Genomic DNA, 14,550 nt, shown 5'->3' with positions numbered 1-14,550 from the left:
TTTAACATCACCGCCGATGGATGTGCATTCTACAGCATTCCCAACCCAACACAACCCCTTTTTTTAATTATTTTAATTGTTCGAACAAATATTGTTCGTTTATCATATTTATTCACACTTTTTAATCAAATTTGCTTTAATACATATGTAATAACTGCTGTTAGAATACGATTATGAAGTCTTTAATATAGCTATATCGTTATTGACTACTTTTACTTTAAGAATATTTCAAGGAATTCTATGCGTCCTTATCATGTACTCTGGGCTTGTTTACTTAGCATTGGTCTGACTAGCCATGTATTTGCTCAAGACGAATTATCTACTCAAGAGAATTCTGACAATGCGGTTTCTACAGACTCTGTTTCAGATGATAAGTCGTCTCAAGAGAATTCTTCGACACTAGAAAACGAAGCAACGTCAAAACATCCAAGAATCGAAGCGCTTAAAGAGCTTAAAAACATCACAAAAAATGACTTAAAAGTGAATGCCAATGCAGCTCAACCAGATTCTGTAAAAGATCCACTTCAACCATTGAACCGTGAAATTTATGCGTTTAATGACATGATCGACCGTAATGTGGCTCGACCTATCGCAGTTCAGTACAAAGAGAAAGTGCCAGGTGATGTACGTTCCTCATATAGTTTATTTCGTAAAAACTTAAGTGAACCATGGAATGCGGTCAACCAACTTGCTCAAGGGCGCTTTAGTCGTGCAGCAAAGTCTTTAGGTCGTTTTACTATTAACACAGTCACCTCTCTAGGTTTAGCCGACCCTGCAACTCGCTTAGGTTTAGCAACTGAAGAAGAAAGCTTGGGTACAACATTAGGTTACTACGGTATTCCAAGTGGTCCTTATGTGATGCTACCTATTTTAGGACCAAGTACCCTTCGTCACTCAGCTGATTATGTTGCTGAAGGTTATGCCAATCCACTTACTTACCCAATGGATAATAACCATCAAACAGGTTTAATCTGGGGTAATCGTACTTTAGGTGGGATTAATACTCGTTCTAAACTTCTAGATGTTGAAAGTGTATTGCAAGGTGATCGTTACTCAGCAATTCGCGATATCTATTTACAACGTTTAGCATTCCAAATCGCTGAGAAAAAAGGCCGTGGACAGGAAGCTGTCGCGTTTGTAGATGATGACGAGGATGATAACAATAGTCCTGCTGATACAAACGCAGACAAATAACCACAATATTTTGTTAAACTTATTTGCTAGTAATTCATATGGTTTTACTAGCATTGTGGTGTCATCTATAGTAAATCTACTGGATAATGCTTTTATACCGATTAAGGATCATTCATTTCTTCTATGTATTTCATTCAACCCAGTCGCCAAATTTCAAGCTTAGAACAAGTATTAGATACGCTTCCTAGCTTGCAGATGATTACCATTGAAGACATTCATCGTTATGATCCAACAATTATTGCAATTGCAGACGTCCACGATTTTTTACAATACCAATGGGCTTTGCCTACCATTGTCATTGCACAAGAAAATGAAGGAAGCGAACTTTCTCAAGCATGGGAACTTGGCGCTCTTGCTGGTTGGATCTGGACCAAGCTTCCAGCCAATCTTGAAGATTCTTTATTAAAAATTGATGCGCAATATAAACGTAATCAAGATAGCCGCGATTTGCCTTCTGCCGCAGAACTACAAAAGAAACTTCTTCCAAATCCAATTGAACTACAAAATTATAAAGTTGAAACGCTTTTCCAGCCTTCTGCGTATTTGTCTGGTGACTGGTATGACTACTGGAAAATCAGTGATAAAGAGATCATGTTCTATTTGGCTGATGTGTCGGGACATGGTGTAACCAGCTCGTTACTGACATCTTGGATGGCTGCCTTTCATGGTCGCTCGAAAACACCAAGGGAGTTGATTAAAAAACTCAATGGTATGCTGGTTCAAGAAAACATTGAAAAACACATCACAATGTTGGCAGGGATTCTAAATCTAGAAACACATGCTTTAAAATGGTCAAGTGCAGGACATTACCCTCCCCCCATCATTTTTGAACCCAACCAAGCCCCTCGTGTCTTAAATACCAGCAGTTTTCCTTTAGGACTCACAGAAGATTTAGAGGTTGAAGAATTCCAATGTACCTTAACCAAGCATGCGCGGTTCATTATTTGTTCTGATGGTGCCCTTGAACCATTCTCAGGTGGTTTGAATGAACAGTTCTCACAATTGGTCTATCATTTGCAAAATCAATCATTCCGCGCACCAGAACATGTAGCAGATGACATTGCAATCCTCAGTCTCCGCAGAATGAATTAACAACATAATCAAATACATATAATAAATTAGACTAATAACCTATACGCAAACGCTTGAGTATAGACTTGCGCTATGTGATAATTTTCCTATCCTTCTCTGCAAATGGCATTTATATGTCAACAGGTCATGTTGAATATGCAAGCTTGAATGGAACGCATATTTTCAAACTTATTGGTGAAGTGCGAGCCCAATCTTGTATTAGTTTAGACAAACTTTTGGCAAGGATTGAACAACAGAAAAACGTCATTGGCGCAATTGTTGATTTAACCCAAACCACATTTATTGATAGTACAGTTCTTGGAATACTTGCCAAGCTTGGCTTAAAGTTGAAACAAGTACACCACATCCAAGCGGTGATGCTGTCCACAAATCCAGATATTACCACTCTAGCCAATAGCATGGGCTTAGGGCAGGTTTTTGTCATTTTAAATTACTGTGGTGACCCTCAAGTGTGCACCAATGCTTTGATTGACGATAACGTTAATCACAGCACAATGCTGTGTACCGTTCTCGATGCACACAAAACATTAATGAAGCTCAATGAAAACAACCAAAATATGTTCGAGCCATTAGTTAAACAACTTGAAAAGCAGCAAGATACAATGGAATGTGTATCTTCAAACCAGCAAAACGCTTAATAATTTCAAAATTGCTTTATCAGGGATAGCCCATGACTTTACTTTCCGTTGTTCAAATGAACTCTCAAAATGACATTGAAGCAAACTTCAGTGTGATTGAGTCGTTAATACAACAAAGTAAAGCTGATGGCGCATCTTTGATTGTGTTTCCTGAAAATTTTGTCTGCTTTGCCGCAGGTAAACAACGGGAAACTGCTGCACGTTTTGAAGAAATTCAAAAGCGTTTAGAAAACTTAGCACACCATTATCAAATATGGATTGTTGCAGGGACTTTACCTTGCCCTTTCCGTCCAGATGGTTCAATTATTGCTGACGGTCGAGTTCGTACTGTCAGCCTATGTATCAGTCCAGAAGGTACTGAAGCTCGTTATGACAAAATTCACTTATTTGATGTACAAGTGGGTGATGCTGTTGGTGGGTATCAAGAATCTCAGTTTTTTGAACCAGGCAGTGATGTTGTTGTCGCGAAAACACCTTTTGGACAAATCGGTTTGATGGTTTGCTACGACTTACGCTTTCCAGAACTTGCACTCACCTTGAGAGCGCAAGGTGCAAATATTTTGACTGCACCAGCTGCATTTACCTATACCACAGGTCAAATGCATTGGCAGTTATTACTTCAAGCACGTGCGATGGACAGCCAATGTCATGTTTTAGGTGCAGCACAACAAGGTTGGCATGGTGAAAAACGTCAAACCTGGGGACATGCTGGCGCAACCAATAGTCGTGGGCAGATTTTGGCAATTACAGATGCAGAAGGCGCGCAATTGATGACGGTTCCTTTTGATTTAAATGAGCAGCGCTCAATTCGTGAATCAATGCCTTTAATGCAACATCGCAAATTGATGTCATTCTAAGCCTGTATTGCCATTAATGACTTTTATTTCCTGAACGAGACAAAACAACGTTATACTTGTGAGGCGTAATATCTTCACGAGACAAGCATGCAACAAGACTATTCAAACTTAAATCTTGATCATCAACTCTGCTTTCTTGTTTACTCTACAAACTTAGCATTAAATCAACTTTATCGTAAATTACTCACACCACTAGGACTGACCTATCCACAGTATTTAGTTATGTTAGTGCTTTGGGAAAAAGATGGTCTAACTGTATCCGAAATCGGTGAAAAACTCTTTTTAGAATCATCTACACTTACCCCCTTACTCAAAAAATTACAAAGTAATGGTATTGTTAACCGCGAACGTTCTACGAAAGATGAACGTCAAGTAATTATTAGCCTCACTGCTCAGGGCCATGCGCTAAAATTAAAAGCCGTGGATATTCCGTTACAAGTTGCTCAAGCCAGTGCCTGTGACTTAGACAGCATTACTCAATTGAAAGATCTTCTTTCAAATTTACGCGAAAACATTTCAAAATAAAGTTATTAAATTTTACACAAACGCTACTTGTTTAAATATTTATATCGTATACGATATAATTGAACACAATCAAAAATGGATGATTTCCGATGTCTTTAGAAAAAGTGGTTTATACAGCACATGCAAAAGCAACTGGCGGTCGTGATGGTCGTGCAACATCATCAGACGGAATTTTAGATGTTAAATTAGCAGTGCCTAAAGAAATGGGTGGTGCTGGTGGCGGTACCAATCCTGAACAACTTTTTGCAGCAGGTTATTCTGCTTGCTTCCTTGGTGCGATGAAATTTGTTGCGAATCGTGATCAATTAAAAATTACCCCAGATGTTTATATCGAAGGTGATGTTGGTATTGGTCCAATCGCTACTGGTTTTGGTATTCAAGTAACTTTAAATATTCATTTAGAAGGTTTAGAGCAAGAAGAAGCACAAAAATTAGTAGATGCCGCACATATCGTTTGCCCATATTCAAATGCGACTCGTGGCAATATTGATGTTACGTTAAATGTGATTGTTTAATTTATTGTTTCTACCTCAAATCAAGTATGTTTTGAGGTAGATGCTTAAATCTCGAATAAATTTATAAAAAATATTTTTTAGAGTAAAAAAGATACACTATATTAGTCAAATAATTACAACCGAGCTTATAAGAATGGCAGCATTATTTTATATATGGGATGCAACTCAACATCATCCGCAAAAAACAATTTCCACATTAGAACAAGCTGAATTTTTTGCAACCAATCCTCAAGGTTTAGGTTTCACTGAAAACTTAAAAAGCTGGTTGTTAGATGTTGAACAAATTGTCACAAGCCCTGTACTTGCTGAGAATTTTGATGAAGAAATAATCCAATTTTTTACTAAAGTACAAGGTTTCTTTAATTTTTCATCAAATGTTTTTGTGATTGAACATTTACAAGAAAAGAGTAAATATCTTTATAAAATATTAGTCGAAACATTACGTAAACATAAGCTCGTTGCTTTTGATGCAAAACATTATGTGTTTTTTAGTCAGGATGTTATTTTTCCTGATCAAGAAAGTATTGAGGAAATGTTGGGGGCAATACAAGCCGTAACAAAAGAACAGTTATTGCAATTCAAAGCTATACCACAAACAAAAGAGAAATTAAGTCTTTTTACAGATCAATGGTTGAATATAAATAAACCAATTTTAAAATTTTCAAGGCAGATAAAAAGGAATCAGCATAATCAATTAAATAGCTATTGTAGGGATTTTAATTTTCAATTATATGAAGATATTTCAATACTTTGTTCAAATAAACCTAATGTAATATCTTATCGAGAAGTTGATTTATTTACTTATATTCAAGTTTCATTAGAAAAGGCGATTGGAATACTCCGGCAACATCCAATAAATGATGATACTTTACAATATTTACCAAATATTCATGGTATTGACGGTGAAGCCAGTCATTTTGATGATCCTAGTCAATTACAATTTGTCCTTCAACAGGTTTATGATTTCTTAATTTATGATGCAGAAAAGCATAAAGATTTAAATACTTTAAATCAGTGGGTAAATCATGGTGATGAAAAGCAATATATTACGGGTTTAGGGGTTATTTCTCGTTTGGTGTTTGCGAAATATATGAATGATCCTTTATATGATCAATTAGTTGATGAAGCTCTGCCATATATTCAAAGGCATCGTTTTTTTAAAAAAATGACATTGGAAGATTTTCATGAAAGATTGACCAAAGAAATAAAAGATATTTTAGACAAATAAACTATTCCATATATCAAAAGTGAAAAGATGTGTTTAACTAGCACATCTTTTCACTTAAAAAGATCATCATTCAGCCGCTTCATTGGTGACACGTAAAACCTCTTCCATTGTGGTTTTACCCGCCAATACTTTACGTAAACCATCATCTCGAATTGAACCTGCATCTTTACGGGCATATTCTTCAAGTTCATACTCTGCTGCATTGCCATGAATCAAACGGCGCATCTGCTCATCAATCGGTACAATTTCATAAATCGCAGTACGTCCTGTAAAGCCCGTATGGGAACAAAAATCACAACCATTCGGCACAGGCAGTTTTAAATTCGATTCTAAACTCACCGGTTTAAACACATCTTTTTCGAAATCATCTGCTTCACGCCACGTATGACAATGAGAACACAATGTCCGAACTAAACGCTGGGCAATCACCCCAATCAATGAACTGGATAATAAGAAGGGTTCAATCCCCATATCTTTTAAACGGGTCACAGCACCAATTGCAGTATTGGTATGTAGTGTAGACAAAACCAAGTGACCTGTTAAAGACGCTTGAACTGCGATTTCAGCCGTTTCCAAATCACGAATCTCACCCACCATCACCACATCTGGATCTTGACGCAGCATGGCTTTTAACGCACGGGCAAAGGTCATATCCACTTTGGTATTCACTTGAGTCTGCCCAATCCCTTCAAGTTGATACTCAATCGGATCTTCAGCAGTGAGGATATTTTTAGAACCATCATTCAAATCAGAAAGCGCGGCATACAAAGTCGTCGTTTTACCCGAACCTGTAGGGCCAGTGACTAGAATAATGCCATGTGGACGATGAACCAATTGCGTTAAACGCTCATAGTCAGGCTTCATTAAACCCAAATGGGTCATGTTGAGTCGACCCGCTTGTTTATCCAACAAACGCATAACGACACGTTCACCATGCGACGATGGCAAGGTCGAAACACGGACATCCACCTCACGTCCTGCAAGACGTAAAGAAATACGACCATCTTGTGGAATACGTTTTTCTGCAATATCGAGCTTTGCCATGACTTTAATACGCGATACCAACAATGGCGCAAGTTCACGACGAGGCTGTACGATTTCACGCAATTGCCCATCTACCCGTAAGCGAACAGATAATTTCTTTTCAAAAGCTTCAATATGAATATCAGAAGCCCCGACTCGAATCGCTTCAGATAATAAAGCATTGATGAGTCGCACGATTGGAGCATCATCTTCCTGATCCATCAAATCTTCAGTTTCAGGAATCTGATCGGCCAGACTCAATAGATCAGGGTGATCTTCAAGACCAGCTGCAACCTGTTGCGATTCGCCCGTTTCACCAGCATAGCTTGAACTGAGCATGTGATTAAACTCAGTTTCATTACATAATTGATGTTGTGCTGTACGACCGAGATAGCGGCGGGCTTCCTGAATCGCAATTTGTGCGGTATCCTGACGGCGAACAATAAAAACTTGATCACCTTCATAACGCAACAGCACTCCATGCCGTTTTGCAAAACTATATGGTATTTGTAATTGTTTGAGAACTTGCATTACAACTTATATTAATGATTTAAATTGCTTTGAGTGTACTCTATGCTCATGACAGCGTGAAGTCTGTTTGTTAAAGATTTGATGATGATTTTATGAATGGGATAAACACTTTTGTCTAAGAAGAAAGAACATCTGGAACCAGAACTCCCTGATTTAAAGTGGTGGGGAGAACAACTGTTTGAATTGAACCAATCCAAAGCATGGCAATTTGGTTCTATGATGATGCGCATTACTCGTGGTTTACAAGAATGGCGCTTGGAATATTATCGTCCAAAATTCCAATATGACTATGAACAGCAATGGCATAAAATTCATGATGTAAACTTTGGTTTTCCTGAACCTGTACATGTTGAACGCTATATGTTTCGCGAGACCCATAAAGCATTTCAACTCATGCCCCGTTTAGCCGATCGCTCTGTGGTGATTCGTCCTGTCGATCCAATTTATATTCCAGCAGGTCAACGCGGCACACTCTATATCAGTACCCCACTGTGGATTTCAGGTTTTGTGCAAGCCCAAAAAGAACCCTTATTTGATATTCCTGTAATTTTACCTAAGGATACATGGTTTGGCCCTGATCACCGTACAGGTGAAATGTGTTATGCCACCTCAGTCGATGGTCGTACCGAATTAAATTTATTACGTCCACGTGCCTTTCGTGCAGTAACACCGATTGATTTCCACAATGTCAGTAGTCATCAGCTTCGATTTGACCGTATGAATGTGCCTGTTCCTGCGCTACCTTTATTTTATAGTGAAAGCACAGGACGTTTATGGACATCACAAATCAAGGTCGTGTATGAAGGCAATGACCGCCCTGCCCGTGTAAGAATTGAAAATCGTACACCACCTTTGGCCGGCGAAGTGATTTATGTACATCCGCCACGCTCACCAGGCGGCGCTTTGTTCAATATGTTTGATTCATTTTTCTAAGGGATGAGGTAAAAATGGCTGAATCCAATATTCCCAAAGACATTGCCAATAGCCTAAAAGGCATCTTTACCAATGTAAATGTCGACCGCTTAAGTGAAATTGCTGTTGCTCTGATCCTCTGCTTTGTGGGTTTTGTGCTGGCACGCGTCATTTCCAATACCTTTATCCGCACCATAGGTGCGCGCTTTAATGCGCATCAACGTTTGGTTTGGCGTAGAGGTATTTTTTATTTTATTTTCTTACTGTTTGTGATTGCCAGCTTAAAAGAAGCAGGCTTTAAACTCAGCGTATTTTTAGGCGCAGCAGGGATTTTAACTGTTGCATTAGGCTTTGCCTCACAAACTTCAGCATCAAATTTAATCAGTGGCTTATTTTTAATTGGCGAAGGTTCATTCGAAGTTGGCGATACCATTCAAATCACTCTGATTCGTGGACATACCATTGAAGGTGAGGTGATTTCCATTGATTTACTTTCCGTGAAGCTTTTGACCATGGACAATGTCTATGTGCGCCTCCCCAATGAGCAATTGATTCGCGCCCCCGTACATAACCTATCAAAATTCCCGATACGGCGATTGTCGATTACGGTTGCAATTAACTTTAATGAGAACATCAATAAAGTTCGTGAAGTTTTAATTGATGTTGCCAACGATTACCCGTTGGTATTAGCAGATCCTAAACCGCGTGTAACTGTTTCTGCCTTTGGAGAATCCTCCATTGAAATTTTATTTGCGCTATGGTGTATGCAAGCAAACTATCTACAAGTCAAAGATGAAATACATGAGTTAATCCGCAATCGTTTTGTGGAAAATCAGATTGAAATCCCTGTACCAAAAATTGGCTTTGTAGATCGTCCAAATCCAAATGAAGTTCTTCAAAATGAAGATATAGACGGTTATGCCAATAAACAGGATTTAAAATTAGAGCAACAACAAGATAAACAGCTTTAAGCAGACAACAGCGATAACCTAGAAAACAAAAGTCCCTCATTTATGATTGAGGGATTTTTGTTTTCAATTACAAAATATTTATCAAGTTTTAAACCATCAGCTGATAAATTAATCACTTCAAAACAACAAAATGGATAATCACAATGCAACTTAATCACTATTTAAACTTTGAAGGTCAGACGGAAGCTGCTTTTAATTTTTATAAATCTGTTTTTGGCGGTGAATTTTCATTTTTAAAACGTTATTCCGAACTGCCCGATGTCCAAGTGCCAGACCAAGAGAAAAACTATATTTTACACGTTTCTTTACCGATTAATGAGTTTACCGTATTGATGGGTTCAGACACCAGCGAGCAGTTCTGTGCACCTAATAGTGCGCCATTCAGCAAAGGCACCAACCATTATATTTCAATCAACTTAGAAGCTCACGAAGCGGATGAAGCTCAGCGATTATTTACAGCACTCTCTACCAATGGTCATATTGAAATGGCACTAGAACCTACATTTTGGGGTGCTTTATATGGTGCTTTCACCGATCAGTTTGGTATTCGCTGGATGGTGAACTGCCAACTGAATGAAGGATAATGAACAGAATATTGCGATAGCCTATTGATTGACAATGATATAGGTTATATTGCTATTACGATAACAACGTCATTTATAACAATATGATCACTGGTCTTACCCATACCCTTCTGATTATTTTAATCACACTTGCGATTTCTTTTATTGCTTGGCAGCAACGCAATGTAATGAATCGTTTGATTTTCAATGTTTCAGCGATTAAGCATGGTCAATATGATCGCTTTTTAACCCATGGTTTTATCCATAAAGATGGTATGCATTTATTTTTCAATATGTTTACCTTGTACTTCTTTGGACGAAATGTTGAATGGTTTTTCCGTGATTACTTAAGTGGTATGGGCTTTGTCTTATTTTATTGTAGCGCTATCATCATTGCTGCGATTCCCAGCTATTTGCATAATCGAACCCTAAATTCCTATCGAAGTTTAGGGGCTTCGGGTGCCGTTAATGCAGTATTATTTAGTGCGATTCTGTTTAATCCTTGGGGCATGATTTATATCTATATTTTACCTGTGCCCGCGATTATTTTTGGCACGATTTATTTATGCTATAGCCTGTATGCAATCCGTTCAGGACATTCGCCATTAATCGACCACCGCGCGCATATTGCTGGTGCAATCTATGGTTTCTTATTTCCTTTACTGTTAGAACCATCATTAGCTACAGCATTTTTCTATAAATTTATTAATTCGCCATTATTCTAAATTTCATATGGATTCAGTGATATCTAAACTGCTCTGTAAGGAAGTAAGACCTCAATATTTGAAAATTGCGCAATGATCTTAAAAGCGTTCTATCTTGAGAGAATAAATACGACTAACTCAATCTCATCAATACTATAAAAGTTGAATCCTTAGACCCAACTTTTATATTCTTAACATTTGAAATTAATTTTGATCAAGTCGAAATGAGGTCATGGTTAATGAACCAGCAACGGCTTGATCATTAAAAATATGTAACTCATCTTTCTCTTCCTGTAAGCCTAAGGCATATAACATCGGATAATAGTGATCAGGTGTGGGAATCGACAATAAAAACTCAGCACCTTGCTTTTGCCAGTCAATCAAAGCTTGATGGTTATGCGTGGCTAAGAAATTTTTCATCTTTGCATCAGCTTCTAAAGCCCAATCATAACCATAATGATCATCAAATTTATCAAAGGCAATTTTGCTTAGGTTATGTACGAGATTACCACTGGCAACAATCAATACCCCTTTACGACGTAACTGCGCCAATTGTTTAGCCAAGTCATAATGATATTGGGCACCTTGACTATAGTCGACACTCAATTGAACAACAGGAATATTGGCTTGTGGAAATACATGACCTAACACACCCCATGTCCCGTGATCTAATCCCCAACTATGGTCATGATGAATTTCTATACTGTGGATTGCTTCAGTTGTTGCCTCAACCAAAGCTTTATTTCCAGTAGCAGGATATTGCACATCAAACAAAGCTTGAGGAAAACGACCAAAATCATGAATAGTTTTCGGTTGTTGCATTGCAGTGACGGCAGTACCACCTTGGGTAAGCCAATGTGCGGAAATACATAAAATTGCTGTGGGCTGTACGTCCATTTCTGCACCAATGCTGTTCCAAGTACGGGTAAAATCATTGGTTTGAATCGCATTCATGGGTGAACCATGTCCCAAAAATAGTACAGGCATGACTTCAGTATTGGGTAAAGTTGCGTTCCAGCCTTTGAGTAGCGATAAGTCACCCATTGTTTGATTTAACATTTCATCCACCATGAATCATCTTTGTTTAATTATCTGCTGTTCATTGTTGTAGATATATAGACTTTTCCAGCCTACAACATTGCAAAAATGCAACGATGAAATTTTTATCAATAGTTTTAATCAGAGAAAGGTTTTACTAACAGATGATCTTATGTTGAATCAATATTGATTTGGGCACGATACAAATAAAGCCGAATACCAATTTATATCGTTCATATCATATTCATAATAAGCAATGGCTACACCAGCTTTAACTTGAGAACAATAAAAAGCCGAACTTTCGTTCGGCTTTCATTTCAAAATCAGTACTTAGAACAATCAAGCACCTGTTTGATAATGTGCTTTTGGTACAGCTGTAGATGCTTGGTAAGGGTGAGTAAAATCACCTAAACCTGCTGCTGCCTCATGGATATCTTTACCTTCTTTTACAACAAAAGTATCGAAACCAGAACGCTTCATATAGTTTAAGACATCTTTAAACACATCACCTGTTGCACGAAGGTCGCCTGTATAGCCTTGGCGACGTAACAACGCAGCAAATGAATAACCACGACCATCATTAAAACCTGCGAAATCGATAAAGATCGCATCTAACTGATCTAATGGAAAGGCATTGGTTTCAGGTGAAGCATCTACGGTAAGAAATAGTGCTTTTTTTCCCGTCACATTCGCAAGCTGATCCAGCTGCTCAACGGTCAACAACACATCACCTTGTGGCAATACTCCATCTTCAGCAATGATTTGATAGGTATTGTCTGCAACAGTGCCATCTTTAGAGAGGACTTGAAGTGCGGTATTAAGCATATGCGCGCTCCTTAAAAGGTTGAATACCCACTCGGCGATAAGTTTCAATAAATTCTTCACCTTCGTTACGAAGATCAAGATAAGTATTTAAAATTTCATCAATAATGTCAGGTACAGATTCTGCTGCAAATGATGGTCCTAAAATATCACCAATTGAAGCGTCATGGTCTGCATTTCCACCCAAGGTAATTTGATAGAATTCAGCGCCTTTTTTATCCACACCCAAAATACCAATATTGCCGACATGGTGATGACCACAAGCATTCATACAACCTGAAATGTTCAAGTCGATATGGCCTAAGTTATAGACTGTATCTAAATCATCAAAACGGCGTGTAATGGCTTCAGAAATCGGAATAGATTTAGCATTTGCCAATGAACAGAAGTCACCACCTGGGCAGCAAATGATATCGGTAATAAAACCAATATGTGCCCGAGCAAGATTATTCTTTTCAAGCGTTTGCCACAATTCAAATAAATCTTTCTGTGGTACATCAACCAATGAAATATTTTGTTCGTGTGTGGTCCGTAATTCACCAAATGTATATTTGTCTGCAAGATCTGCAATCAAATTCATTTCTTCAACAGTCATATCACCTGGTGCAATACCCGCACGTTTTAGTGAAATAGTGACAATACGATAGCCTGCAACTTTATGTGCATTGGTATTGATATTGAACCACTGTTTAAACTTTGGATATTCAGCAAATAAGCCACTGAAATCTTCATCTGCATAATTTTGATAATCAAACGGCATAAACTCTTCGTCTAATTTTTGCAAAATTTCAGGTTGAACTTTCAAGGTTTTAATTGTTTCAGCAAATTCAGCTTCAACTTTTTCAGCAAAAACTTGTGGTGTTAATGCTTTAACCAAAATTTTAATACGAGCTTTATATTTATTGTCACGGCGACCATGCAAGTTATAAACACGCAGAACCGCTTCTAAATAAGCAATTAAATCTTCACGTGGCAACCACTCACGAATCATAGAACCAATGATAGGTGTACGGCCTAGACCACCACCCACTTTGATTTTATAACCCAACTCACCCGCTTCATTACGAGTTAAATACACCCCAATGTCATGGAATGAAGTTGCTGCACGATCAATTTCTTCAAGTGCGGAAACTGCAATTTTGAACTTACGCGGTAAAAATGCAAACTCAGGATGGAATGTAGACCACTGACGAATCAATTCACACGTCGGGCGTGGATCTGCAATTTCCCCAGCAACAACACCAGCGTATTGGTCTGTTGTGGTATTACGGATACAGTTTCCTGAAGTTTGGATCGCATGCATCTGAACAGAAGCTAAACCTTCAAGCATATCAGGCACATTTTCTAGCGCAGGCCAGTTAAACTGAATGTTCTGACGTGTCGAAACGTGTGCATAACCACGGTCATATTCTTTGGCAAGCTCTGAAACTTTACGTAATTGTTTAGAGTTCATTAAACCGTAAGGTACAGCAATACGTAGCATTGGCGCATAACGCTGTACGTATAAACCATTTTGTAATCGTAATGGACGATACTCATCTTCAGTGAGTTTTCCAGCTAAATAACGTTCCGTTTGATCACGGAATTGTGCAACACGTTCATTGATCAGTTGCTGATCGAAATCAGTATATAAATACATGGCGTACAGCTAGTAGTTTCATTATAACGATGCACAATATAACGAGTATTGATCTATCAAAGAAATGCTTTTTTTCCATATTTTATAGCGGTTTTATTGATAAGCATTGTGCAAAGATCGAATTGGCAATGCTTTACGGGCAAAGCATGCTTTTATTACGTTATGGATGATTTTCTTCATTGCTTATCTTTATTTTAGATAATAAAAAGAGCATATCGAATATGCCCTCTCTTTGATCACAGCTGTCATCCCGATACTGAACTTATTCAACCCTGTAGCTTATTGATATGTACACAGG

Annotated in this window: 15 protein-coding genes; 11 read left to right on the top strand and 4 right to left on the bottom strand. The window is 38.1% G+C overall.

Annotated elements, in window-relative coordinates:
* Window positions 1-240: 240 nt before the first annotated feature.
* From FY049_RS18450 to FY049_RS18420, 7 genes are all read left to right on the top strand, one after another.
* Window positions 241-1,194, top strand: a complete 954-nt coding sequence (locus FY049_RS18450) for an MlaA family lipoprotein (protein ID WP_446084149.1) — start codon at window positions 241-243, stop codon at window positions 1,192-1,194.
* A gap of 123 nt (window positions 1,195-1,317) precedes the next feature.
* Window positions 1,318-2,286, top strand: coding sequence for an RsbU family protein phosphatase GigA (gigA, locus tag FY049_RS18445; protein WP_004725998.1), 969 nt, complete (start codon window positions 1,318-1,320; stop codon window positions 2,284-2,286).
* Between the two features lie 113 nt (window positions 2,287-2,399).
* A complete protein-coding gene (gene gigB / locus FY049_RS18440) occupies window positions 2,400-2,924 on the top strand; it encodes an anti-anti-sigma factor GigB (protein WP_016539397.1) in 525 nt (174 codons plus the stop codon).
* 32 nt (window positions 2,925-2,956) lie between these two features.
* On the top strand, window positions 2,957-3,781 hold the full coding sequence (locus FY049_RS18435; RefSeq protein ID WP_004725995.1) for a carbon-nitrogen hydrolase family protein: 825 nt from the start codon (window positions 2,957-2,959) through the stop codon (window positions 3,779-3,781).
* Window positions 3,782-3,868: 87 nt separating this feature from the next.
* The gene (locus FY049_RS18430; RefSeq protein ID WP_105714376.1) at window positions 3,869-4,306 is read left to right on the top strand and encodes a MarR family winged helix-turn-helix transcriptional regulator; all 438 of its coding nucleotides are present in this window, start codon (window positions 3,869-3,871) and stop codon (window positions 4,304-4,306) included.
* Window positions 4,307-4,395: 89 nt separating this feature from the next.
* A complete protein-coding gene (locus tag FY049_RS18425) occupies window positions 4,396-4,821 on the top strand; it encodes an organic hydroperoxide resistance protein (protein ID WP_423853086.1) in 426 nt (141 codons plus the stop codon).
* Window positions 4,822-4,954: 133 nt separating this feature from the next.
* Complete coding sequence (locus FY049_RS18420) at window positions 4,955-6,049, top strand: hypothetical protein (protein ID WP_327857765.1); 1,095 nt, start codon at window positions 4,955-4,957, stop codon at window positions 6,047-6,049.
* Window positions 6,050-6,115: 66 nt separating this feature from the next.
* Here the strand turns inward: FY049_RS18420 and gspE are convergent, their stop codons facing one another.
* Entirely contained in the window at window positions 6,116-7,603 is a 1,488-nt protein-coding gene (gene gspE, locus FY049_RS18415) for a type II secretion system ATPase GspE (RefSeq protein ID WP_004725986.1), read from the bottom strand.
* 111 nt (window positions 7,604-7,714) lie between these two features.
* Between gspE and FY049_RS18410 the strand changes: the two genes are divergently transcribed.
* The 4 genes from FY049_RS18410 to FY049_RS18395 all read left to right on the top strand — a co-directional run bounded on the left by FY049_RS18410 (window position 7,715) and on the right by FY049_RS18395 (window position 10,774).
* Window positions 7,715-8,536 (top strand): hypothetical protein, encoded by an 822-nt coding sequence (locus FY049_RS18410; RefSeq protein ID WP_004725984.1) that lies wholly within the window; start codon window positions 7,715-7,717, stop codon window positions 8,534-8,536.
* Window positions 8,537-8,550: 14 nt separating this feature from the next.
* Complete coding sequence (locus FY049_RS18405; protein WP_004725982.1) at window positions 8,551-9,486, top strand: mechanosensitive ion channel family protein; 936 nt, start codon at window positions 8,551-8,553, stop codon at window positions 9,484-9,486.
* Window positions 9,487-9,629: 143 nt separating this feature from the next.
* Window positions 9,630-10,070: a VOC family protein gene (locus FY049_RS18400; protein ID WP_151802158.1), complete on the top strand. Its 441-nt coding sequence runs from the start codon at window positions 9,630-9,632 to the stop codon at window positions 10,068-10,070.
* An 83-nt stretch (window positions 10,071-10,153) separates the two neighbouring features.
* Complete coding sequence (locus FY049_RS18395) at window positions 10,154-10,774, top strand: rhomboid family intramembrane serine protease (protein WP_004725978.1); 621 nt, start codon at window positions 10,154-10,156, stop codon at window positions 10,772-10,774.
* Window positions 10,775-10,957: 183 nt separating this feature from the next.
* Here the strand turns inward: FY049_RS18395 and ygiD are convergent, their stop codons facing one another.
* From ygiD to FY049_RS18380, 3 genes are all read right to left on the bottom strand, one after another.
* Window positions 10,958-11,824: a 4,5-DOPA-extradiol-dioxygenase gene (gene ygiD / locus FY049_RS18390; RefSeq protein WP_446084148.1), complete on the bottom strand. Its 867-nt coding sequence runs from the start codon at window positions 11,822-11,824 to the stop codon at window positions 10,958-10,960.
* Window positions 11,825-12,130: 306 nt separating this feature from the next.
* Window positions 12,131-12,616, bottom strand: a complete 486-nt coding sequence (locus tag FY049_RS18385; protein WP_056512359.1) for a DUF934 domain-containing protein — start codon at window positions 12,614-12,616, stop codon at window positions 12,131-12,133.
* Window positions 12,609-14,252 (bottom strand): nitrite/sulfite reductase, encoded by a 1,644-nt coding sequence (locus FY049_RS18380; protein WP_004725972.1) that lies wholly within the window; start codon window positions 14,250-14,252, stop codon window positions 12,609-12,611. Before FY049_RS18380 ends, FY049_RS18385 begins: the two co-directional genes overlap by 8 nt.
* Between the last annotated feature and the right edge of the window lie 298 nt (window positions 14,253-14,550).

Source organism: Acinetobacter sp. 1125_18A, from assembly GCF_052824985.1.
This window is presented reverse-complemented; position numbering and strand designations above follow the sequence as displayed.